The organism is Tenacibaculum amylolyticum (assembly GCF_964511145.1).
Classification (GTDB): Bacteria; Bacteroidota; Bacteroidia; order Flavobacteriales; family Flavobacteriaceae; genus Polaribacter; species Polaribacter amylolyticum.
This window is the reverse complement of sequence record NZ_CAZEFZ010000026.1, coordinates 31566-56609: the sequence shown is the minus strand read 5'-3', so window position 1 is coordinate 56609 and position 25044 is coordinate 31566. Positions and strand designations below refer to the sequence as shown.

Below are 25044 nucleotides of genomic sequence, written 5' to 3'. Positions count from 1 at the left end.
AAAAGTACAATACCTAAAGAGTTTTAAAATTCCTCTATTTAAATGAAATTTTCCTTAATTCATGATAATCATGTTTTTAAGAGCCTACTTCCCTCCTAGTTTTGGCTTCAGAAACAATTACTAAAACATATATATCATGAAAAATAAACAAAGAGAATTAGTGTTTTTAAGAACATTTGCAGTAACAGTAGTTATAGGATTATTTGCTTTTCTATCGTATTCTTTTAAAAAAGGAAACCCATTTCACCAAAAATTTGGAACCATTGATGTAGAACGTATCAATATTGTAGAAAAAGATGGTACGGTAAAAATGGCCATAACTAATGCAGCACATTTCCCAGGAAAAGGAGATTCTATAAACGGGAGAGTTTATCATAAACGTAAAAAAAGAGCAGGAATGTTATTTTTTACTGAAGACGGAAAAGAATGTGGAGGCTTTATTTACGATGGCGAAAAAACAGCAAATGGACATGCAGCTGGTTTATCATTAACATACGATCAGTACGATGGAGATCAAGTAATGCAGTTATTATCTACTGATAACAAAATTAATGGTAGAAGAAATAAAACAAGTGTATTGGTATTTAACGATCAAGGAGATAATGTCACTCGAGAAGAAAATGAGAAGTTAAACCAAGAGTTAGCAGCTATTAAAGATCCAAAAGAACGCAGAGTTAAATACGAAGAATACAAGAAAAAAGGATTGTTATCGACACATACTCCTAGAGTAGCTTTAGGAAATTTTGTAGAAAGTAAAGGATTGTATTTGTTTGATGAAAATGGAAAACCTAGAGCTAAATTCTGTATCGATCAGAACAATGAAGTAAAACTTGAGGCTTATGATGATAAAGGAAATGTAATAAGTTCTTGGCCAAACAAAAAGTAACAAGTAGTTTTAAATAAGTAATTGCAATACCTATAAAAGATATTGCAATTACTGTTTTATGATATTTTAAAAAAGGTTTGTTTACTCACTAAAAGGATCAGACCACTTTTCATTAGTATAGACATCTGTTCCAGATAAAGTTCTTAAAAAAGCAATTAGCTGTTGCTGTTCTTCATCTGTCATATTCAACCATTGTGGAGCTCCTCCTGGTCTTAAGCGATTATCTAAATTTGTATTGTTAGCTGCTACAGGATTAAAATTATAATGGGCTATAATTGTTTGTAATTCTGCCATACTTCCATCATGCATCATACCTCCATTGGTTTCTCCATTGGTTTTTACCAAATCTCTTAAAGTAGGTGCTCTTGTTACATCTATATCAATAGTTACACCCGCTGCTGTATTTCCTGTAATAAATCCGTTATTTCTTGAATTCGGATCAATATCAAACTCTGGAGGTCTGTGACAAGCTGCACAACCAACTCCTCCTGAAACACGTCTAGACGCATTATAATTTTGCCCATTAAAATTAATAACATCGGCTTGAAATTCGGGTCTTCTTAAAAATAGATTTTTACCTGCATTTTCTTCTGCTGTAAAATTTGGAAAGTTTGCTCCATCAGTATTTACTAGAGCTCTTCCTTCGTCAAACTTAGAATCAAAAGATTGAATACTTCTAATAAATTGGGCTAATGCATTCTGAATGCGATTTTCTGTAATTGTTTCGTCACCATACACATGTCTAAAAAGCACCTTATAATAATCTAAATCGCCTAATTTATCTATTAAATTAGTAAAGTCAGGATCTCCATCTGTGCCACTAAAACCCATTTCTACATGATCTTGAATAGGCATTGTGGTTTGTATTTCTAAAGTTCCTGCACGTTCATCCCAAAAGAAATTATCTTCTTCTGCAAATCGAGCATTAATTAAACGCATAGAATGTCTAGCCGTATTCCCTGCCACACCTTCACTAAAAGCAGCAACATCGCTAAAAGCATTTTCTTGTTGATGACAGCTTGCACAAGAAATTGTATTGTCTATAGATAAGTTTTTATCGTAAAATAAAACCCTTCCAAGAGTGGCTCCTATATCTGTAATAACATTTCCCTGTGTATTATCCTTAGTTATATAATTAGGAATGCTTTGGTTTGCGTAGTTTAATAAGTTATCTAAATTAATATCTAATATTTCACCGATTATTTCCTGATCTGTTGGAGCTGTATCTGTACCAGTATCTGGATTTTCAATTGGAACATAATCATCATTAGTATCAGTTCCACAAGAGTATAAAAAAGCTACAAAAAATAGAGAATAAAATAATCTGCGCATATATGTTGAATTAAAGTTAAAGGTATGACCCTAAAAACCTTAAAAGGTTTAATTACAGACTAAATTTTTTGCTTTATTTTTAATTATCTATAGTTAACTTATATCCAACTCCATGAATATTAATAAGTTGTATTCTGTCGTCTTCTTTTAATTTTTTTCGTAATTTAGAGATATAAGTATCTAAACTCCTACCTACCACTACTCCATTATCTTCCCATACTTTTTTTATTAGTATTTCGCGCTTTATAGTTTGATTTGGACTTTCTATAAAAATAGCTAACAACTCACATTCTTTTTTAGATAAACTTTTTTCTATTTCCTTAAAAACAATGCTGTTTTGCTCTGGATAAAATACAAAATTACCAAGAGGGATTCCTTGTTGTTTTATAGAAATCGTTTGTTGATTTTTTATTTTTTTGAGCTTAAAGAGATACAAAAGTATTGCAAATAGTATAAGAAGAATTAATATGATATAATTCCTGTAGTCAGCAGTTATTTGCTCTTTATTATTCCTAAATTCAATTGTAATTGTGTAGCATTTTTTAGGTAAATTTCTCCCAGCACACGGAATGAGTTGTTCTTCAATTTGCTCATCCATAACATAACTATATGCTATTTCTTTATCTAAACACTGTCTTACTTCTACAAGATACTGTTCTGAAAGAGCTCCTTTTTCAAAGTTCTTTTTTATAATAGTTACTAATTGACTTGGTTCAATTACTAAATCGGTAGCAAAAGCAATTTGATATTTTGAGTTTTCTATTTCTTTTACAGGAAGCACTAAAGAAGTAAAATCATCATTCGCTATTAACAATTCATGACCAACATTACGCAGGGCTACTTTTGTTATTTCTGAAGCCTGTTTGTTTTGTTGACGTTTACACGATGTGATTATTATTAAACACAAAATAAAAATCAGAGAAAAGAAACATTCCTTTTTTACTTTATAATACTTCATAGGGCAAATAACATATAATTTAATGACTTTTTACAGGCGTTGACACTTCTTTTACACTCTTTTGACACTTTTATAAACCGCTTGTTTTAGTTTTACATTGTTCTTGAAATAGACATAACGCGTTACCATATTTCATAAGTAATTCATAACTAAATGTATAAAAAATGAGAATATATATAACAAGTATCTTAACTGTATTTTTGTTATTAGGATGCAGTTCTGAAAAAAAAACAGTAAAGACAATTGCAAAAACTGAAACTTCAGTACCTAAAATTGTAAATTTGATTGAAGGACCTATGGTAGATCTTTCTTATAATCCATATGATATTGCTATAAAAATGGATCGAGAGAAAAAGAATATTTATAGTTTAGATATTCAGATGTTATTACGAGATGGTTCATTTTTTGTTTCTCCTAATTCTGAACGAGATTTTAAAGGAAAGTTTAGAATAGACATAGAAGAAAACAATGCTATAGAAAGTGTTTCTGAATTGATTGAAACACCACTTTCTCAGGAAGTATTCGATCCACATCCATTTGTGAATGGGTATGTAAATTGGGTTAAAGTAAATACAAATTATAAACAATTCTTTTTGCGTACTTCTGATAAAGATTTTAAAGTAGGTGGTGTTGTTCGATTTGTTATAGAACCTCGTTGTACATTAGAAGAAATTCCTTTTATAATTACTTACGAAAAAGGGAAAATGTGGATCATGCAGAATGATGGGTGTTAATATATATCGAATATTTAAAAGTAATTTTCTTTCTAAAAGAATGTACTCTACAAGGGGCTTTTAGTCCCTTGGTTTAATAGTTTTTTAGTTTCTAGATGGTAATTATTTCATTTTATGTTTGAAAGGTTTTAAGTACTTTTGAACCACATGCACACACGAAACTTACATCGAGAAACTTCTTATAGTTTTAAGGAATTACAGCTAGCTTATACAGGTTTAAAAGAATATGTTTTTACAAACTCACATGGTTCTTTAACAATCGATTTTGCAAATCCTAAGGCTGTAATTGCTTTAAATAAAGCGTTATTAATAGTGTATTATAATGTTATAGATTGGGAATTGCCTGAAGGTTTCTTGTGCCCTCCTATTCCAAGCCGAGTAGATTATGTTCATCATATTGCAGATTTATTTCCAGAGCATAAAAATCGTAGAGGATTAGATATAGGAACTGGAGCGAATGCTATTTATGTTATGCTAGGTGCACAAGTATATGATTGGAATATGACAGGTTGTGACATCAATTTAGCCAGTATTACTGCAGCAAAGAAAAACATTAGCTTTACACCTGCGTTACAAGAAAAAGTATCTATTATTCACCAAACTGATAATGCAAGCATTTTTACTGGAATCATAAAAGAATCAGATTTTTACGATTTTACCATGTGTAATCCTCCTTTTCATACATCAGAAAAAGAAGCTATGAAAGGAACAGAAAGAAAGCTGAAAAACCTTCAAATAAAAGGGAATGAGCTTAATTTTGGTGGACAAGCAAACGAATTGTGGTGTAATGGTGGTGAAGCATTGTTTCTTAAGAGAATGATTAAGCAAAGTGTGTTGTTTAAAAAACAAGTGGGATATTTCACGAGCTTAATTTCTAAAAAGGAAACACTAACCAAAGTAGAGAAACAACTGTCTAAATTAAAAGCTTCTTTTAAGGTAATTCCTATGGAACATGGAAATAAGAAAACAAGAATTTTAGTCTGGTCTTTTATGAATGATCTATAAAAGTTTTTTTTAATAGTATTAAGCCTCTTTGTAATAAAAAACTGTCTATTCTTACACAAAATAGACAGCTTAAGGGATTATAAATTTGTAATTTTCTTTACTTGAAAGATTTAACTAGGGAAATTAAACTTGCCGTTTGTGTTCTTTCTTTCAGCTTCAGGTATAATGGTTTCTATTGTATCCCAATGCTCAACTATCTTACCATTCTCTACTCTAAATAAGTCATAGAAAGATGTAGGCTGATTACCAAATGTACCTTCGCTAATGGTTAACACAAAGTTTCCTTCCCCTAAAATCTTATGATTCTTAGTATACACCATATGAATACCTTGTTTTCCTAGTTCTTCTAAGGCTTTTCCTAAACCAGCTAAACCGTCTGCGATTTGTGGATTGTGTTGAGTGTATTGTTCGTTATCAATATAATTTCCAATTTTATCCATTTCACCTTTTACTAAAATTGTATCGATAAAATCGCTTACTAAAGCTTTATTAGCATCAGTTTTATCTAAATCAGCAGCTTTTGTTGGCCCATCAGTTTGTGTATGTCCACTAGGATTTGCAGGGAAAATAGCTATCAAATTATCCCAATGTTCAACGATTTTTCCATCTTCGAATCGAAATACATCAAAACCAATTTTTGGCCCAAAAAAGTCGTAAATAGTATGTGTAAAAGCATAATCTCCATCTTGAAATGATCGTACTACATTCGCTTTAAAACCTCCTTCAGGAGCATTTTGTACTACAGCGCCAAACCCAGCTAATCCATCGCTAACAGCTAAATTATGTTGAATGTATTTATTAGGGTTAATATAACCAATAGGCGTTTTGTCTCCAGTTTCTAAACTTGTTAATAAAGCTGTTGCTTTTTCTTTGTTTGATATTTCCATTTTCTGTGTTGTTTTATGATTGTCTTTTTGAGTTGTTGTTTTACAAGAGATACTTAGCAAGAGTATTACAAATACGTACGCCAAATTTTTCATCTAACAGTTATTTAAAAATCCAATGCAAAACTATAATAGACCTACAGTTTTAAAAAGGTGAAAGCAATGATAAAAAAGGTAAATATCGAACCAATTAGAACTAGGAATGTATCTTTTTAAAAGCATTAGGAGTATATCCTGTACGCTTTTTAAAATATTTGATGAAGTTGGTTGGTTCTTCAAATCCCATAGCATAAGCAATATTTGAGCTTCTGTCTGTAGAGTTAATTAACGCTCTTTTTGCCTGAAGTATAATGAAATCATCTATAAATTGTTTGGCAGTTGCATGTACCACTTCTTTACAAATAATATTCAAATGTTTATAAGTAATATGGAGCTCTTTAGCGTAATAATCGGCATTCCTGTTCTTAGCGTATTCACTTTCTAATAACTCTTTAAATTTTAGAAAAATAGAAAATCGCTCAGTATTTTTTATTTGTGGAAGCTGATTGGTTTTAAGACGTTCTAATTTATTAAATAGAATAACAAATAAGTGATGTATTGTTGAAGTATCTATGTGTGTTTCATTTGCTTTATAAAACTCTTTATAGAATAAATGAAAGTACTTTTTAATAAATAAGTCTTTAGGTATTTCAATTTTAGGAGAAAACAAATGAGACGTTAAAAGTCTTATAGTTGTTGTTTGAGGTAATGCATTCAATTGCTTTTCGAGATATTTATTAGTAAATAAAATCAAATAGCCTTTTAGATTTTTATTGAATTTAAAAGCATTAACTTGCCCTCTAGTTAGATAAATTACTGTGTTTTTAGAAACTTTATGCCATACGAAGTCTACTAATTGCTCGCTTTCTCCTCCTGTAAATAATACAATCATGTTAAATTTTAAAACATGTGCTTTCTCTGGACTATGATCTGTTTTTTGATTACGAGACATTAAATTTTCAATAGAAATAATTTCTACACCAAGAACTTTATTCTTTTTTGGATTAAAAGCTATTTGAGGAATTTTTTCAGTACTCATAAAAGATTTACAGTAATATTGAACTCAATATAAACGTTTCTGTTGAGATCACTAAAATTAATAATTTTAACTTTGGATATTTCAATCATAAATAGGAAATAAACGTAATAAAGTTTTTTAAGGAATGTCAATTTATCAAAAAATAGCTAGTGTAGGTTCAAAATACATTGGTAAGTCTAAACTATTCAAATATGGTTTCAATCTATCTCCAATGTATCGTAGAAGTACGGGTAGAATTAAAGAAGTTTCTAAAGATTTATTATATGTAAAGGTAAAATTGCCTATTAGTTATAAGAATAGAAATTATGTGAATTCAATTTTTGGAGGAAGTTTATTCTCTGCAGTAGATCCTATACCAATGGTGCAGTTAATTAATTTAATTGGAGACGAATATGTAGTTTGGGATAAATATGCTGAGATTTCTTTCAAACGACCTGCAAAAGAACACACCTATGCTGAGTTTATTTATACAGAAGAAGAATTAGAAGCTATTAAAACTAGAGTTGCAAAAGAAAAGGAAATAGAAATTATAAAATCGACACAACTTACTAATAAAGATAAAACTGTTGTTTTTTGTGAAGTAAAAAAGACCATTTATATTGCAGAAAAATCTTTCTATAAAAATAAACGAAAGCAAAAGAAAGGTTAAAACAACATAATTCTATGTATGTAAAAAAGAATTTCAGTTTAAGAAGTATTTTAAACTTTACAGGCGGTCATTTAGTATGGTTAACTTTATGGTCTTTATTAGTGGTACTTTTATATAAGTACACCAACTCTCAAATTTTTTCATTGCCTTGGTTGCCTATTTCCCTAATAGGTACAGCAGTTGCTTTTTATGTTGGATTTAAAAATAACAACGCATACGATCGTTTATGGGAAGCTCGTAAAATTTGGGGTGCTATTGTAAACGACAGTAGAAGTTGGGCTGCTAGTGTTACAGGCTATATTTCTAATCAATTTAGAAATGAGAATTTATCAGATGCTGAGTTAGCAGGAATTAAGAAGAATCTTATATATACGCACATTGGCTGGCTGTATGCACTAAGAAGTCAATTGTTAATACCAACACCTTGGGAACATGTTAGTCAAGGAAAACACGTTAGTAAATTGGCTAAAAAACGTTTACAGCAGTTTGGTGTTGGTTTGTATAAAGATGAATATTCAGAGGTATGTTTACAAGAGTTTTTACCTAAAGAACAATACAACTATTTAATTAATTGTAAAAACACGGCTACACAAATTATTGCAAGTCAGGCAACAGAGCTTAATAAACTGAGAGCTAATGATGTTATAGATGATTTTAGACATGTAGAGTTACAGCAATTACTGAATTTATTTTATACACATCAAGGAAAATGTGAGCGTATTAAAAAGTTTCCATTGCCTAGGCAATATGCTAGTACAAGTTTTCTTTTTATAAGCATTTTTATTTTTATGCTACCCTTTGGAATGGTTTCTGAATTTACTAAGTTAGGTGAATTTGGTATTTGGTTGTCAATTCCATTTACAGTTGTGGTAGGTTGGGTATTTTTAATGATGGAATTAGTAGGAGATTATTCTGAAAATCCTTTTGAAGGTTTAGGAAATGATATTCCAATGCTTTCTTTATGTAGAACTATAGAAATAGATTTAAGAGAAATGCTTGGTGAAACAGACTTACCAAAGCCTATTGAAGCAAAAAATAATGTTTTATTATAACATTACTAAAATTTAATAAGGTTTAGATAGAACGCTAAACCTTATTAAATGAATTAACTCTTAAAAAAGTTAAACTGTTACAACAACTTTTCCAATTGTTCTTCCACTTTCTAATTGCTCATGAGCTTTATCCATTTCATTAAATGCAAATGTTTTAGAGATATGTGGTTTTATAGTTCCTTCGGCTAATAAATTTTTAAGTCTATTCATATCTTCCCCATTAGATTGTACCATTAAAAATTCAACAGAAATGTTTTTTTGATTAGCTAAACTCATTACTTCTTCAGAAAATTCAGGTGTTGGAATAGATACTATTTTTCCTCCTTGCTTAACTACTTTTACAGAGTTTAATAAAGTTTCACCATTAAACATATCGAAAACAAAATCAATGTCTGTTAATATTTCTTGAAATACTTGTGTTCTATAATCTATATGTTCATTAGCACCTAAAGACATTATAAACTCTTTATTCTTCGCAGAGCTTGTAGAAATTACATAAGCTCCCATTGATTTTGCTATTTGAATAGCAAAATGCCCTACTCCACCAGATCCTGCATGAATAAGTACACGATCTCCCTTTCGTACATTATTTTTTAAAACTTGTAAAGCTGTTAAAGCAGCTAATGTCGTTGCTGCAGCATTTTCAAAAGAAATAGTATCTGGAATCAAAGCTAAATGATCTTCTTTAGCAGCTACATACTCCGCATAAGCTTCACCCTGACCAGGAAAATTAATCATCCCAAAAACACGGTCTCCTACGTTAAATTTTGAAACTTTATCTCCTACTGAACTTACGGTCCCTGCAATATCCCAGCCTAATATAGAAGGTCGTTTTTCTCCATAAATAGCTTCTAATACAGCTTCATTTCCACGTACTTTATAATCTACTGGATTTACACTCAAAGTTTTTACCGCAACTAAAACTTCATTTTCTGAAATTTTAGGTTGTACTGTTTCTTTATATAAGAAGTTTTCCACTCCTCCAGTTTTTTCTAAAAGAATTGTTTTCATATTATTTATAAATTATACTATCAAAATGATAGTTATAAAAGTAATTATAGATTATATGCTGCACAATAACGGTTAGAAATGATAGTAGCTATCATTGTTTTTTAAACTACTGTTTGATAGGTTTTTAAATTTGTTTTTTATACTATAAAAAAGATAGTTGTATAAAATTATATAGTATATTAAATTTGTGGTTTTTAATAGAAATATGGAAAATAATCATCCTAAACGACTTATAAAGTATAATGATAAATTGTTCTCTTGTAGTACAAGTGTTGCCATGGAGTTAATTGGAGGAAAATGGAAAAGTGTTATTTTGATTTACTTAACAGATGGAAAAAAGCGTTATAATGAATTACGAAAGCTAATTTCTACAATTACAGAACGTACATTAAGTTTGCAATTAAAACAATTGGAAAAAGATGGTTTAATTACTAGGACTGTATATACAAAGAAGCCACCTCTAAAAGTAGAATACGAGCTTACAGAATTTGGTAAGACATTAACTCCAGTATTGAATGCTATTGCTAGCTGGGGAATGGAAATTATAAAAGAAAAAGGTGAAGTAATTGAACAATAATAAAGCTGTAATTAACTCTCTTCTCCTTCTTCATTAGGTATATCTGTTACTTTACCTCTATACTCAATAGTAAGTCTATGTGAACTAAAGATATTAATCTTAGCGCTTAAGTTATCGTAAACTAGAATATTAACTCTATATGTTTCTGTACGATCATTACTTCCTCTAATTCTAAAGTTTATTTTATATCCGTTTTTAGTTTTTGTAGTAACAACATCTTCAGGAACTCCTTTAAACTCTATTCCGCCTCCATTCGTTCTATCATAAGCAGCTCCAAATTGACGTTCTCCATAGTATGGTAATTTAGCATCTACAGTATCTTTATCCATAATAAAATAATTATCATGAGCAGAGATATCAATCATGCTTGCGGTACTGTTATTTGGAAATAAGCCTGCATTTTGCAAACTAATCATAGCACTAGTAACTCTAGGGTAAGCCCATTCAGAATCTATTTTAAAAGATTTGGTAGTAACAAAGGTTTGTGCTTCCTCGCGTTGCTGTTGAGTTGCAACAGGATTATTTGAAGCGCATCCAACCATAAAAAGTAAAGCAATTAAAAACAGGGCGTAATTTCTCATAATAATAGACTTTCTATCAAAAATACGAAATTTTTGTGTAAAACACTGATAATGAGATGTTAAAAAACGACGGTTTAACTATTGTAAATCGTCGTTGTTTAGTGTTTTATAATGTTGATTATCAGTTGGAAAAGATTTTAATTATCTTTTTTGACAAATTAAACTTTTGTTAACTTCTTTGGATTAACCATAATGAAGAAGCCTGATCGTTCCATGATTTTCTCCAGAACCACCAACCTGATAAAGTGTATAAACTTAAGTCGTTTACACCATAAAATGAATTAAAACCTTTATCAAAAGTCAATCTTTTTCCTGTATAACAGCTGTGCTCATAAAAGTGAAGCTGCGCTCTTTTAGGTGAATTCATATAGAATGAGCTTATTTTATCATTTTCTGTACTCAAATATTGAATTCCATGAACTCTTCTATCAATTCCTTTAATATTATGAAACTCTCTATTGTAACCTGTATCTTCGTAAAAATGCACATCCGTTTCTCCATATAAACTAGTATTAAAGCATTTATTTCTGTTTAAAGAAGAAGGTACTTTTTCTTTGATTTTACCAGACGTTTTTTCTAAATGAATATCAATTTCACCAGCGGTATCGAAAATCATAAAGTTGATAGCTACAAACCTTTTATTTTCTTCTTTTGAGACTACAAGTGATCCTTCTGGGCTTTTTTCTTTACTGAAAATTTCTTTAGCAATAGCTACGTCTCCGTAAGCGTCTATTATTTTTTTTGTTTCGTTGTCAAATACATAGGTTACTTCAAATTCTTTTCCGTAATAATTGTATCTGTGATTCACGTTTATCGTAGTAGCTTCTCTTTCTTTTTGTAATAATGAGTTAACTTCAATGTCTCTTTCAGTTGTAGTATCTATTCCTTCTTCATTATTGTTTTGACAACTAAAAACTAATAAACTCATTACTAATAATAAGCAGTTATAAAATATTTTCATCCTTAAAATTTTGGTTTTGATTTTTAATTTAAAATATGATGTCTGATTGAATAGCTATTAAAGACATCAACAAAACTATTTAGATGTGATGTATCTATGGTAAGGTAAAATCTCTTTATTAAAAAGGGGAAAAAGCACTGTTTTTTAAGCTATAAGTATGTTATAAAAATCATTTAATTTCGTTATGCAATTTTTATATTGAGATTAAAAAAAAAAGAGCAACTTATTTAAATAAGTTGCTCTTTTATATTTAAATACTTCACAAAAAGTATTTTCTATTTTACTAAAATATAATACTGCCAAGGTTCTAATGTATGCTCTTTAGTTCCTGAGAAAGTAAGAACTTCTCCAGAAATAGCATCTTTATAAGTACCGTTTAACTCGCTTGTAAACGGTTGTGCTTCTTTAGATAAATTAGCTACCAAGGTAAATGAATCTCCTTCTTTTTTTCTAGAAAATGCTAAAATATTATCATTTGAAGTTCCAATTCTATGATAAGGAGCGCTTTTTTTTCCTCCATTAAAAGCTTTATTATGTTGCTTTAAGTCAGCTAATTTCTGTAACAAATGCCATTCTTTACCTTTAGTTTTAGGAATAGAATCTTTTTCAAAAAACTTTAAACGGTGTTTTAAACCATACTCTTGTCCTGAATAGATTAATGGCATTCCTGGAGCTGCATAACTTAATACCGTAAATACATCTGTAGCATCTCCCATTCTTTCCTCTACAGTTCCATTCCATGAGTTTTCATCATGATTTGTTACAAATGTCATTAAAATATCATCTTTTTGATATCTTGCTGTGTCTTTTGCATAATTTTCATCCCAAGCGGCTACTTTTTTCTCTCCTTTGGCAATATGATTCATGGTATGATGACGATCCCAACCATATCCCATATCAAATAATCCGTCTTCTAATAATTCCGGTTCCCAAGCTTCTGCTAACATAAATATGTCTTTTTTATCTCTAAGTTGAGGAATTGCTTCTTTCCAGAAAGTAGTAGGTACAGATCCAGCGACATCGCATCTGAATCCATCAACATTTTCTTCTGTAAGCCAGTATGACATATCTGCTATCATTTGTTTTCTCAATTCAGGATTGTCGTAATTTAAATCTGCAACATCTGCCCAACCTACTGGAGTTCCATCTTCATTTAAAGGATCGGTTATTTCTCCTTTGTCGTTTTTAGTATAGAAATCAGGATTCGTTTTTATCCAAGTATGATCCCATCCTGTGTGGTTAGGTACCCAATCTAAAATCACATATATTCCATTATGATGTGCTACTTTAACTAATTTTCTAAAATCTTCAATTGTTCCAAATTCTGGATTGATCTTTTTAAAATCTGACACAGCATAATAGCTTCCTAAATATTTTGAACGTTCATCTTCAGGAAAATCGCTCGCAAACTTATCTCCAGTAGCTTTTCTTTTCGTTTCTGATATCGGGAATATTGGCATTAACCATATGATTTTTACTCCTAATTGTTTCAATTTAGGAATGTCTCTCGTAAAAGCGTTAAATGTACCTTCTTTTGAATACTGACGGATATTAGCTTCGTAAATAACTGCAGTTTCCAAGTAATCATTAATTGTAGGAGTTGGTTCATCTTTAGCTTCAGCTATAGATTTTTCTTCTCCTTTTTTAGGAGCTTCCGTTTTACAAGAAGCAATTAATAAAGCTGCTAAAAAAATAGGGATTATTTTTTTCATTCTTTGTTTTTATTGTTTGATAATACTCATAGCTACTCCTCCACCGGCAGCTAGTTTTAAGTTCATTTTTGTTGAATTGGTTACCTCTTTAGTCTCAACAACTAAATCTAATGGATTTGTATCCCAGTGTGCATTTTCACCATCTTTATAAATAGTAGCTTTATAGGTAGCTCCTTCTTCAAGAAAATCGAAATTGATAGTCAATTCTCTAGCGTTTTCATCTGTAATAGCTCCTAAAAACCAATTATTTGTCTCACGCTCTTCACGAGCAATAGTTACATATTCTCCAACTTCACCATTTAATACTTTTGTTTGTATCCAATCTACTCCTACATCTTTTATAAATTGAAGTGCTGTTGGATTTGCTTCATAATGCTCTACTAAATCAGCAGCCATTTGTATTGGACTATAAATAACAACATATAAAGCCAATTGTTGTGCTAGTGTTGTATTAACCTGATTGGTTTTGTTATACTCATCAAATTTGATATTGAAAATACCTGGCGTAAAGTCTATTGGCCCAGCTAACATTCTTGTAAATGCAACAATTGGTAAATGTTCTGGTGGATTTCCTCCATCTGAAGACCAAGCATTAAATTCTTGTCCACGTAAACCTTCTCTCGAAATAGTATTTGGATAAGTACGTCTAAGTCCTGTAGCTTTAATTGGTTCATGTGCATTGATTGCTACTTGATATTTTGCTGCTTTTTCAACTGTATTATTGTAATGGTTTACCATGTGTTGTCCATGATGAAATTCTCCTTTTGGCAAGATTTTACCAACGTATCCAGTTTTTACAGAATGAATTCCATGTTTTTTCATTAACGCAAATGCAGTGTCTTGCTGTTTGGTATAGGTATCTGTAGCAGCAGAAGTTTCATGATGCATAATAATATCGACACCTTTTTCTTTTCCGTAACGTACAACTTCGTCTAAATCGTAATCTGGGTAAGGTGTTACAAAGTCGAATACTCCTTCTCTATCTTCAAAACCAATCCAGTGTTCCCAACCTGTATTCCAACCTTCTACTAATACTCCTTTGATATTGTTTTTTGCAGAAAAATCGATGAAACGTTTTACATTTTCTGTAGTTGCACCATGTTTTCCATGTGCTTTTCCAGTATCTACCCATTTTCCTTTCTCATCTTTGGTCATACCATAACTCCAAGATGATTTTCCTAAATGCATTTCCCACCAAACTCCAGTGTATTTCATTGGCTTAAACCATGAAATGTCTTCTAATTTATTAGGCTCGTTTAGGTTAACTATTAAATTTGATTCAATTAAATCTGGTGCATTGTTCGTAATCTGAATTGTTCTCCAAGGGGTATTAAAAGGAAGTTTACGTTTTACTTTATAATCGTTTCTTTTAGAACCAACTAAAATGCTTTTTAATCCTAAATTTTCAGTATCTACACCTAACGTCATTCCTGAGTAATCTACTAAGGCTGCTTCATGAAAACTTAGATGTGTTCCATCTTTACCTACCATTGTAACTGGTGTATTTACAGCATTATTTGGAATACTAGTTTGTGCTAGATTCACATGATCTGCTTTAGCAATTGCATCTATTTTAGATAGCGACGTTGTGTTGTATAAATGTTCATAGATATCCCAATCTCCAGGAATCCAGAATGTTTTATAATCTTCGGTTAAATTAAACTCTGTATTTTCTTCTGTAATTAATACTTCGTCTACGCCTTGTTGTTTAGGAAATTCGTATCGAAATCCAATTCCATCGTTATATACTTTAAAAACTACAGAGAATTTACGATTGGGCTCATTTTCTTCTTCTAAATCTACTTTTAACTCATTGTAATTATTAACAACATCTAACTGTTCTCCCCACGGCATTTGCCATGTTTCATTAAACGTAGTCTCTTTTGTACTTGAAATTTTAAGTCCGTGTTTTAATGCTTTCGCATTTTTAAATTCGAATCCTAAATAAGAAGTGTCTATAACTGTTTTATCTTCTTTCTTAACAAGATAAAATGGTTGTTTCTCTTTATTTAAACCAAACGCTACTTTTAGAACTTTGTTTGGAGAAGTTACATTTGTAGCTCTAGTTGTTTCCTTTTTACAGGAAACAGCTAGTAACATACAAATTACATATAAATATGTATTCTTCATTGGGGATGATTATTTAATTATTTCTAATAAGATTACTGATTGATTTGCTGGTACAGCAACTTTACCATCTTTTACTGTAAGTGTTGTATTTGAAAATGCATCTTTCACGACATCACCGTCTTTAAACACGGGGCTTACAGTTATTTCTTTTGTTCCTTCAGGTAATTCTACTCCAATAACAACTGTATCTGTATAATCGTTTGTTTTATAGGTTCTTGAAAACACATATGGAGCTTCACTTATTGTTTGATCTTTTCCTGCTCCTACAGCTGGATGATTTTTTCTGAATTGTCCTAGTTTTTGCCAGTATGCTAGTACTTCTTGTGTTTTTTTATCATTGTTAATCGCATCCCAATTCATGAAAGAACGTAATGTAGCATCGCCAATAGTTCCTTCTATTACTAATGAACGAGCAGATTCATCTCCATAATATACTTGAGAAGTTCCTAGTCCTAATAATAGTTTGTTAGCTGATTCAAAAGGTTGTTCTCTTTTAGGATCAAATGGCTGTCCATCGTCGTGAGAACTTAAATAGTTTAATACTCCATATGCTTTTAAATCGTTATTTAAAATACTATCGTACTTTCTATTAAAGTCTTTAAATGACATTTGTTTTGCATTCCATTTCGCTTCAAAATTGATTAAACTATTGAATGCATTGTCAAAATAATTTACTGTTTTGTCTCCAAAATTGAAGTTTTTCCCTCCAGATATTCCGTAATTATATACTTCTCCTACTAAGTAAAATGGATTCTTATCTAATACTTTATCTGGATTGTTTTTCTTCCATTCTGCAAAAGCATAATCACTTTCTTTTTTAAATTCTTGCCATACATTTTCTTCTGTATGTTTTACAGTATCAACTCTATATCCATCTATTCCATATTCTTTAATATAGTCTGTTAACCATTTGATAATGTAAAATCTTGGCGCTCTTGGATATCCAGTTCTTTCAAAGAATTCGTCTAATTCTTTTACTTCTTGTTCGTAACGCCCTTCAGCTTTCCATTTTGCTACTAATTGTGGTGGTAAAGCAACTTCTTCATTGCTTTCCGTTTTAATATCTGGTAAGTTTTTAACTAAAGTACATGTAATGGTATTCTCATAGCTATCATAGGTACATTGTGGTTCTGTACGCACCCACTCTTCTGGCCAAACAGGATCTTTTTCAGTAACTGGCCCAGTATGATTGATTACAGCATCTAATAAAATTCTAATACCATGTTCATGTGCAGTTTTTACCAATTCTTTTAAATCTTCGCTTGTTCCGTAATTAGGATCGATATTTGTCCAATCTTTTGTCCAATATCCATGAAATCCATAAGTTACACCAGTTCCTTCATCTGTTCCACCATGAATTTGCTCTACAATTGGTGTCATCCAAATAGCATTGATTCCTAGTTTGTCGAAATAACCATCTTTGATTTTTTGTGTAATTCCTTTTAAATCACCTCCTTCAAAACCTCGAAGTTTAGCTGTTTCTTTAGTTCTATCGAAGTTAATGTCGTTCGAAGTATCTCCATTATTAAAACGATCTGTCAATAAGAAGTATAAATTAGCTCCATTCCATACAAATGGTGTTTTTGAGCTTTCTTTAGTTTCTTTCTTTGCAGTTTGTTCTGCTTTACTAGGTTTACAGCTAATAAATGTTACGACACTTAATAGGCTATATAGAATTATTTTTTTCATTACTATAGTTTTATAGTTAATTCAGTTCGTTTGTTTAAATCCCAGTTAAAAGGAATAGTTAGTTGATGTTTAGATGTATCCCAATTAAAATCAGTAGCTTTTCTATTTAGTTTTACTTTTTTGGGCTTACTAGTAATGTTATGAATAATTAAATTCATTTTTTTATTTCCAATCATATATTCTTCTCCTACATGATCAGAAAAGTCTATAATTATTTTCTTCTTAGAAACTTCTGCTGAAATTTGTAATACTTCATAAGCTTCTTTTTCATAAGCATTACGTGTTTTACCATCATCGCTATAAATTTCTGTTTTACTTTCTTCTACAGAAGGATGATAATAAAAATGTAAATCGAAAGCATTAAATGTATATTCTTCTGTAGTTTGTATACTTTTATTAGTCATAGGAATAAAAGCTCCTGCACGTACATAAGTAGGAATATGATCTTCTACAACAGTTACTTTCTGTGCCCCATTACCTTTAATAATAGTATCTGTATAAAAGTTGAACCAATAGTTATCTTTTGGGAAATAGACTTCTTTTTCTGTTACATTAGGATTTACAATTGGTGTGATTAAGAAATCATTTCCCCAGAAATAACTCGTAGCATTATTTAATAATTCTGAGGTATCTTCTTCAAAGAATAATGGACGCATTAAAGGAGCTCCTGTTCTATAATTTTGAAAAACTAAATTGTAATTATATGGTAATAATTTATAACGTAATTCAATTGCCTTTTTTGCTAACTTTTTAGCTCTATCGCTTCTAAATACAGGTTCACTCGGTACTTCTTCTTGTGCATGCGGTCTGTAAACAGGTTGAAAAACTCCATATTGTAACCAACGAATGTATAAATCGTCGTCTAAATTTGCTCCGGCAAAACCTCCTAAATCTGAATGCATAAATCCAAGACCTTGCATTCCCATTTGTAAAGCTATTTCTGGCTGGCTTTGTAATCCTCCCCAAGTTCTGTTAACATCTCCAGACCATGGAATTAGGCCAAAACGTTGCGAACCTGAATACCCTGCTCGCATCAAAATAAATGGACGTTCGTTAGGATAATCTTTAGCGTAACCTTCAGCAATTAATCGGGCCCAATCGTGTCCGTAAATATTGTGTACTTCATCAGCTGTTCCTGTTGCATGTAGTAATTGAGAAGGATGAACTTCTGGTTCTCCTAAGTCTCCCCAAATTCCTGCTACACCAAGATGTTTTAAATTGTCATATACATTCCAGAACCATTTTTTTCCTTTTGGATTATAAATATCTATCAATCCTGTATTTCCAAAATAGAAATCGTAGGTATATGGTTTTCCTAAAGAGTCTTTTGCTAAAACATCTTTTTTTACTGCTTCATTCCATTTTTTTGAAGTTGTTAGTACAAAAGGTTCCGTAATTAGAATGGTTTTAACTCCTTGATTTTTTAAATCACTTACCATTTGCTTCATATTAGGAAAGGAGTCTTTATACACTTCTAAATTTCCCATGGTTCCTTTAATATCTTTACCAAACCAGTATAAATCTAAGATTACAGCATCTACAGGAATTTTCTCTTTTTTGAAGGCTTTGATTGTATTGCGAGTTTCTCTTTCTGAGTGATATCCAAATCGGCTAGCAAAATTCCCTAAGGCCCAACGTGGTATCATCGGCTGTTTTCCTGTTAAATCCGTATAATTATCGATCAATTCATACCATGAATCTCCCATAATTACTTGATAAGTTTTTCTACCAGAAATGGTTTCGTAAGTAAGTGTGTTATTTTTTTTGCTGTCTAAATCTAAATAACCAATAGGAGCATTATCGAAATGAATCATGTATTTATTAGACGATACCACTAAAGGCATGGCATAATTCATTAACTCAGCTCGTGTTTCGTATCCGTAATGTGCTCTATTGTATAATTGCAAACGATTGCCTCTCCTATTCATTCCAAGTGCTCTGGCTCCTCCTCCATATAATGTTTCATTTGGATTTAGATTGAATTGAATAGCATCATTTTTATCTTTTTTTAAAAAGCCTTCTTTTTCAGAAGTAATTAAAATGTCTTTGTAATAATATTGTATTTGAAAAGGCGATTTTTGTATGATTACTGCACTTTTTTTTGTTTTAAAAGCAAGTGAATTTTCACTTTCGCGTAATTTTACAGCTAGTTTTTCTGGTTGTAAAACTACTGCATGTGATGTTTCTTTATAAGATTCACCATTAGGAATAAATGCAGTTTCAATAATTTCAGGAGTAAAAAAACGAATTTTATAGATTCCATCAGAAACAACTACTTGCAACACATCTTCTGATTGCATAGCAGCAGTTTTAAAAAATCTATTGGTATTCTGTCCAAATACTACCGCAGTAGTACATAAAAATGCGATTATAAATCGTTTCATTAGTTCTGTAATAAAAATAGTAAGGGTATGTCTAATCGTTTATTCCAAGAGTTTTCGCTATGATCTGCTCCTTCAAACTTTATATTTTCAAAGTTTTTATCTGTATATCCTTTTGATTTGAAAATACGATCAACTTTAATTGCGTATTGTAAATAATATTGATCTAGTGTTTCTGTACCATAATCAAAATAAAATTTATGATTTTTGGACGATGGAATGTTAGCTTCTAAATAATTAAAGATAGCTTCTGCAAAAGGATTTTTTTTCATTGGATTAATTCCTGGCCAATGTGTAGATAAACAAGCAGCTCCATAAAAAACTTCTGGATACTGTGTGATTGCATACATAGACATTAATCCGCCCATAGAAGAACCTCCTACAAACGTATTTTGTTGATCTGATAATGTAGCATAATTTTCATCTATAAAGGGTTTTAACTCTTTTGTAAGAAACTTAAGATATTCATCGCCTTTTAAGCCTTTACTTAGATTATCTAATTCAGAATTTACATTCATTGTATCTAATGCTTTCTTAGGAAAGTAATCAATTGCTTTTTCAGGAAATAAATCGCGCCATCTTAAATCAGAAATGCTATGTATTCCTACTACAATAACATTTCTAATTTTTTTCTGTTGCATTAGTTTCGAAGCCCATTCATCTATTTTCCATTCTTGTTTATTCCAAGTGGTAGTTGCATCAAATAAGTTTTGGCCATCATGCATGTATAGTACTGCGTACTTTTTATCTTTTGAATATCCTTTTGGTAGCCAAATACCTACAGGTCTCTCTTTTATATATTTAGAAGGAAAAAGTTCTATACGTTCCAAAGTACCATCAAAAAGTACAGCTTTTGAGAGCTTTTTAGCTTTTAAAGCTTGCTGATTTTTCTGTTGTGCACTTAGTTGTCCTGCTATAAAGAACAGAAACAGTATGTATAGAACTTTTTTCATCTTTAAATTTAACGAACTTTTTATTTTAAACAGTTACTAAACTGTTAGGTTTTACAGTGATCTTTGTATTATTAACCAATAGATCTAATTCATTATTGCCTTCTAATTCAAACTCAGTTCCGTTTTTAGAAACTTTTATTTTTAAAATTTGATTTCTGAAGTTTATTTTAAATGAATAAGCATCCCATTGTTCTGGAATTTGAGGTGTAAAGCTTAACATTCCGTTTGTAACTCTCATTCCTCCAAAACCTTCTACAATACTCATCCAAGTACCCGCCATTGAGGTAATATGCAGTCCTTCTTCTACTTCTTTGTTATAATCGTCTAAATCTAAACGAGAAGTCCTTAGGTAGAATGTATACGCTTGTTCCATTCTTCCTAGTTTTGCTGCCTGAATACTATGTACGCAAGGAGATAAAGAACTTTCATGAACTGTAAAAGGCTCATAAAAATCAAAATGTCTTTCTAATTCTTCTTGAGTAAATTGATCTTCGAAGAAATAAAAACCTTGTAAAGTATCTGCTTGCTTTATATAAGGAGAACGTAAAATACGATCCCAACTCCATTTTTGATTGATAGGACGTTGTGTTTGATCTAAATTAGCTACAGTGATTAATTCTTTGTCTAAGAAACCGTCTTGCTGTAAATACACTCCATGTTTTTCTGAATAAGGGAAATACATATTATCAGCTACCTTTTTCCAATCAGCTAATTCTGCTGCTGTAAATTTAGTTTTTGCTAAAATTCGCTCATAATCTTCTGTGTATTCTTTTTGAATAATTTCAATATTCTCTAAAGCATAGTTGATACACCATTTCGCAATATAATTTGTATACCAGTTATTATTTACATTATTCTCATACTCATTAGGTCCTGTAACACCTAGCATTACATATTTTTGCTTGTCTTCAGAGAAGTTTACTCTTTGATGCCAAAAACGAGCAATTCCAATAAGTACTTCTAATCCCATTTCTGGTATATAGCTGTAATCATTAGTATAACGATGGTAATTAAAGATGGCAAAAGCAATAGCTCCATTTCTGTGAATTTCTTCAAAGGTAATTTCCCATTCGTTATGGCATTCTTCACCATTCATAGTTACCATAGGATACAATGCAGCACCATTTTTAAATCCTAGGTTTTTCTCGGCATTTTCTATGGCTTTATCTAACTGATTATATCTGTAAGTTAACAAGCTTTTTGCTACTTCTTGATTTTTAGTAGCCATATAGAAAGGCAAGCAATATGCTTCCGTATCCCAGTACGTGCTTCCTCCATATTTCTCACCAGTAAATCCTTTAGGTCCAATATTTAAGCGAGCATCTTTACCTAAATAAGTATGGTTTAATTGCATGATATTGAAACGGATACCTTGTTGTGCTTTTACATCTCCATCAATAGTAATATCAGCCATTTCCCAAATAGCAGCCCAAGCTTCTTTTTGTTGAGCTAATAAAGCCACAAAGCCTAAATCTGTTGCTAGTTTTAAAGTGTTTTTTGCAGCAGTTACTAATTGATTTTTATCATGATTCGTGTCTACAACATAACCACCGAACTTATGAATACTAAAGCTTTGATTTGCTTTTACTAGTGCTTCATATTTAAAAGAAACACTAGTTTCTGTTGCGTTAGTTTCTGGGGCAATATTTTGTTTTTCAGAATTAATATAGAATTCTGATTGCATAAAAGTGCAAGTATGAAAATTAGTTTTCATTGTATGCGCTTCTATAAATGCTTGATTGTTTTCTGACACTACATTTAATGTATTCCAAAACTGATCGTCCCAGTTAGTATCTTCGTTATGAATACCACTATCTAAATACGGTTGGTATGTAATAGTTGCATCACTAGATATAGGAGTTACTGTATACTCAATTGCACCTACTTCGTCGATATCGATACTTAAAAAGCGTTTTGTTTTTACTTCAATTGTAATATCGTTTGGTAAAGTTGCTGTAAAGCTACGCGCTAACCAACCTTCTTGCATATTTAACTCGCGTCTGAAGTTTTTAATTTCTTTACACGTGTTTAAATCCAATTCAACTGAATTTATAAATACGTTAATACCAATCCAATTTGGTGCATTTAAAACTTTAGCAAAATACTCAGGATATCCATTTTTCCACCAACCAACTCTGGTTTTATCTGGGTAATAAACTCCTGCTATATAACTTCCCTGAAAAGTTTGTCCAGTATATTTTTCTTCAAAATTAGCACGTTGCCCCATGGCACCGTTACCTATACTAAATAAACTTTCGGAAGATTTTACTCTACTATCATCAAATCCTTCCTCAATAATCGACCACTCATTTGGTATAATATAATCTTGATTCATTTCTAATTTGTTTGTTGAAGCTGTTTATTTGTTTATTAATTTGTTAATGAAGTCTGTAGATATTTCGGAAAAATCTTTAAATACAAAGTTTGCTTCCGAAAGCACATCTTCTTCACCTATTCCTATAGAAATCATATTTGCACTATTGGCAGCTTGAATTCCCGCAATAGAGTCTTCAAAAACTACACATTGTTCTGGTGCTATATTTAGCTCTTTAGCTGCTATTAAAAACACTTCTGGGTCTGGTTTAGCCTTAGAAACATTAGTTCCATCTACAATAGCATCAAAAGTTTCGTATAACGCTACTTTTTTTAAAATAGCTCTTGCATTTTTACTAGCAGAACCTAAAGCTACACCTTGATTTTCTTGTTTTAAATGTTGTAAAATTCGGGGTACATCAACTAGGATTTCATTAGCTGTCATCGTATCAATATAGGAAAGATAGTCTTGATTCTTCTGATCCATTAATTGATGGAATTTTTCTTCGGAAACAGTGATGTTTCCCCAGTTTAAAATCTTCTCTAATGATTTTACTCTACTAACTCCTTTTAATTGTTCATTTTGAGTTTCTGTAAAATCAATTCCTACATCGTTAGCTAATTTCTTCCAAGCTAAAAAGTGGTATTTAGCAGTGTCTACAATAACACCATCTAAGTCAAATATGAATCCTCTCTTATTCATTTTCTATTTCGTACGTAATTGCTTTTTTATTTGTAATTAAAAAATTTGCTAGACCTCCAAGAATTAGCGAAATTCCTGCTACTGTCATAGCGTTTATTGTTTCTTCTCCTAATAAGTTTGATATAAATACAACTCCTCCAATAGCAGCAACAATTTGTGGGATAACAATGAACATGTTAAATATCCCCATGATTACTCCCATTTTCTTTGGATTTACAGAGCTGGATAACATAGCATATGGCATTGATAATATACTTCCCCACGCAAAACCTATAAGAATAAAAGAAAGTGCCAAATATTCATGTGAAGGAATATATTTCATTATTAAAAAACCTAAACCTCCTAAAATTAAAGAAACCATATGCACATACTTTCTATTAATTCTTCTGCGTGAAGTGTATAAAACTAAAAGTAAAGCGAAAACCATAGAAGATAAACCATATATTCCCATGTATGAACCAACTAAATTTGATGCTTTTTGAAAAGCAGTGTTGGCTGTATTGTATGCATTTAATTGATCTGGAATTTCTAAGTTATAATTAGTTTCAATTGGAGCAGGAGCATTAAATACATGCTCTGTTAATGCTGGGTTTGCCATACTCCAAAGTGTGAAAAATGCAAACCAACTAAAAAACTGTACAACTCCTAATTTTTTCATAGTGGCTGGCATACTGCCAATATTATTTAAGATATCAGGTATAAACTGATTCTTTTTTGCTTTCTCTTTTTCAAATTCTTCCATATCTTCAGGAGGATATTCTGATGTAGTAAACACTGTATATAATATACTTGTTAAGAAAACAAAAGCACCAATAGCAAAAGCAACTTTTACAGACATTGGTACAACACCTAATTCAGCAGCATCGCTAACTCCTAATTTAGATACTAACCAAGGTAAATTACTTGCTACCCATGTTCCAATACCAATTATTAATGTTTGTACTACAAAACCATAAGATCTTTGAGATTTTGGGAGTTTATCTGCAACCAATGCTCTAAAAGGCTCCATAGAGATATTAATAGAAGCGTCTAGTATCCATAAAAAACCAACAGCAACCCATAATGCAGGAGAATGTGGGGCAAAAAATAATGCTAAAGAACTGAAAACAGCTCCGATCAGAAAGTAAGGTCTTCTTCTTCCCCATCTTGGACTCCAAGTACGATCACTTAAGTATCCTATAATTGGTTGAACTAATAACCCTGTAAGTGGAGCTGCAATCCATAGAAAAGGAATATCATCTTTTGAGGCTCCAAGAGTTTGAAAAATTCTAGACATAAATCCGCCTTGTAAGGCGAAACCGAACTGTATACCGAGGAAACCGAAACTCATGTTCCAAATTTCCCAGAAACTTAATTTACGCTTATTCATTATCGTAATTATTAATTAATACTACGATAAGCGCTGAGACTTATCATTTTTGTGCAGAAAAGAAAATTATTGATAAGTCTTTATGT

At 31.2% G+C, this 25044-nt stretch carries 21 protein-coding genes; 6 read left to right on the top strand and 15 right to left on the bottom strand.

The window, feature by feature from the left end; translation table 11 throughout:
- Window positions 1–136 precede the first annotated feature (136 nt).
- Window positions 137–886, top strand: a complete 750-nt coding sequence (locus ACKTTC_RS08570; RefSeq protein WP_408039393.1) for a hypothetical protein — start codon at window positions 137–139, stop codon at window positions 884–886.
- Between the two features lie 81 nt (window positions 887–967).
- On the opposite strand, the gene ACKTTC_RS08565 is transcribed toward ACKTTC_RS08570, so the two are convergent.
- Both ACKTTC_RS08565 and ACKTTC_RS08560 read right to left on the bottom strand, forming a co-directional pair.
- A complete protein-coding gene (locus ACKTTC_RS08565; RefSeq protein ID WP_408039392.1) occupies window positions 968–2218 on the bottom strand; it encodes a cytochrome-c peroxidase in 1251 nt (416 codons plus the stop codon).
- A 79-nt stretch (window positions 2219–2297) separates the two neighbouring features.
- Complete coding sequence (locus ACKTTC_RS08560; RefSeq protein WP_408039391.1) at window positions 2298–3125, bottom strand: winged helix-turn-helix domain-containing protein; 828 nt, start codon at window positions 3123–3125, stop codon at window positions 2298–2300.
- 215 nt (window positions 3126–3340) lie between these two features.
- On the opposite strand from ACKTTC_RS08560, the gene ACKTTC_RS08555 reads away from it, so the two are divergent.
- Window positions 3341–3910, top strand: coding sequence for a hypothetical protein (locus tag ACKTTC_RS08555; protein ID WP_408039390.1), 570 nt, complete (start codon window positions 3341–3343; stop codon window positions 3908–3910).
- A 147-nt stretch (window positions 3911–4057) separates the two neighbouring features.
- The gene (gene rlmF / locus ACKTTC_RS08550; protein WP_408039389.1) at window positions 4058–4915 is read left to right on the top strand and encodes a 23S rRNA (adenine(1618)-N(6))-methyltransferase RlmF; all 858 of its coding nucleotides are present in this window, start codon (window positions 4058–4060) and stop codon (window positions 4913–4915) included.
- Window positions 4916–5025: 110 nt separating this feature from the next.
- On the opposite strand, the gene ACKTTC_RS08545 is transcribed toward rlmF, so the two are convergent.
- Window positions 5026–5802, bottom strand: a complete 777-nt coding sequence (locus tag ACKTTC_RS08545; protein WP_408039388.1) for a nuclear transport factor 2 family protein — start codon at window positions 5800–5802, stop codon at window positions 5026–5028.
- A 193-nt stretch (window positions 5803–5995) separates the two neighbouring features.
- Window positions 5996–6877 carry a helix-turn-helix domain-containing protein gene (locus tag ACKTTC_RS08540; protein WP_408039387.1) on the bottom strand — a complete coding sequence of 294 codons (882 nt, stop codon included), beginning with the start codon at window positions 6875–6877 and terminating at the stop codon, window positions 5996–5998.
- Window positions 6878–7001: 124 nt separating this feature from the next.
- On the opposite strand from ACKTTC_RS08540, the gene ACKTTC_RS08535 reads away from it, so the two are divergent.
- Both ACKTTC_RS08535 and ACKTTC_RS08530 read left to right on the top strand, forming a co-directional pair.
- Window positions 7002–7526 carry a DUF4442 domain-containing protein gene (locus ACKTTC_RS08535; RefSeq protein ID WP_408039386.1) on the top strand — a complete coding sequence of 175 codons (525 nt, stop codon included), beginning with the start codon at window positions 7002–7004 and terminating at the stop codon, window positions 7524–7526.
- Between the two features lie 14 nt (window positions 7527–7540).
- Window positions 7541–8578, top strand: a complete 1038-nt coding sequence (locus ACKTTC_RS08530; protein WP_408039385.1) for a bestrophin family protein — start codon at window positions 7541–7543, stop codon at window positions 8576–8578.
- Between the two features lie 69 nt (window positions 8579–8647).
- Here ACKTTC_RS08530 and ACKTTC_RS08525 read toward each other — a convergent pair whose 3' ends face one another.
- Complete coding sequence (locus tag ACKTTC_RS08525; RefSeq protein WP_408039384.1) at window positions 8648–9589, bottom strand: NADP-dependent oxidoreductase; 942 nt, start codon at window positions 9587–9589, stop codon at window positions 8648–8650.
- Between the two features lie 205 nt (window positions 9590–9794).
- Between ACKTTC_RS08525 and ACKTTC_RS08520 the strand changes: the two genes are divergently transcribed.
- The gene (locus ACKTTC_RS08520) at window positions 9795–10166 is read left to right on the top strand and encodes a winged helix-turn-helix transcriptional regulator (RefSeq protein ID WP_408039383.1); all 372 of its coding nucleotides are present in this window, start codon (window positions 9795–9797) and stop codon (window positions 10164–10166) included.
- 11 nt (window positions 10167–10177) lie between these two features.
- Here ACKTTC_RS08520 and ACKTTC_RS08515 read toward each other — a convergent pair whose 3' ends face one another.
- The 10 genes from ACKTTC_RS08515 to ACKTTC_RS08470 form a co-directional block, all read right to left on the bottom strand.
- A complete protein-coding gene (locus ACKTTC_RS08515) occupies window positions 10178–10747 on the bottom strand; it encodes a DUF4251 domain-containing protein (protein WP_408039382.1) in 570 nt (189 codons plus the stop codon).
- A 169-nt stretch (window positions 10748–10916) separates the two neighbouring features.
- Window positions 10917–11708, bottom strand: coding sequence for a hypothetical protein (locus ACKTTC_RS08510; RefSeq protein ID WP_408039381.1), 792 nt, complete (start codon window positions 11706–11708; stop codon window positions 10917–10919).
- A 275-nt stretch (window positions 11709–11983) separates the two neighbouring features.
- Window positions 11984–13420, bottom strand: coding sequence for an alpha-amylase family glycosyl hydrolase (locus ACKTTC_RS08505; protein WP_408039380.1), 1437 nt, complete (start codon window positions 13418–13420; stop codon window positions 11984–11986).
- 9 nt (window positions 13421–13429) lie between these two features.
- On the bottom strand, window positions 13430–15550 hold the full coding sequence (locus ACKTTC_RS08500) for a glycoside hydrolase family 97 protein (RefSeq protein WP_408039379.1): 2121 nt from the start codon (window positions 15548–15550) through the stop codon (window positions 13430–13432).
- 9 nt (window positions 15551–15559) lie between these two features.
- Entirely contained in the window at window positions 15560–17239 is a 1680-nt protein-coding gene (locus tag ACKTTC_RS08495; protein ID WP_408039378.1) for an alpha-amylase family glycosyl hydrolase, read from the bottom strand.
- 2 nt (window positions 17240–17241) lie between these two features.
- Window positions 17242–19623, bottom strand: a complete 2382-nt coding sequence (locus tag ACKTTC_RS08490) for a glycoside hydrolase family 31 protein (protein WP_408039377.1) — start codon at window positions 19621–19623, stop codon at window positions 17242–17244.
- Entirely contained in the window at window positions 19623–20573 is a 951-nt protein-coding gene (locus tag ACKTTC_RS08485) for an alpha/beta hydrolase (protein ID WP_408039376.1), read from the bottom strand. The genes ACKTTC_RS08490 and ACKTTC_RS08485 overlap by 1 nt, the downstream gene beginning before the upstream one ends.
- A 25-nt stretch (window positions 20574–20598) precedes the next feature.
- Window positions 20599–22908, bottom strand: coding sequence for a glycoside hydrolase family 65 protein (locus ACKTTC_RS08480; RefSeq protein ID WP_408039375.1), 2310 nt, complete (start codon window positions 22906–22908; stop codon window positions 20599–20601).
- A 24-nt stretch (window positions 22909–22932) separates the two neighbouring features.
- Window positions 22933–23589 (bottom strand): beta-phosphoglucomutase, encoded by a 657-nt coding sequence (pgmB, locus tag ACKTTC_RS08475; protein ID WP_408039374.1) that lies wholly within the window; start codon window positions 23587–23589, stop codon window positions 22933–22935.
- Window positions 23582–24958, bottom strand: coding sequence for an MFS transporter (locus tag ACKTTC_RS08470; RefSeq protein ID WP_408039373.1), 1377 nt, complete (start codon window positions 24956–24958; stop codon window positions 23582–23584). Before ACKTTC_RS08470 ends, pgmB begins: the two co-directional genes overlap by 8 nt.
- Window positions 24959–25044: the final 86 nt, after the last annotated feature.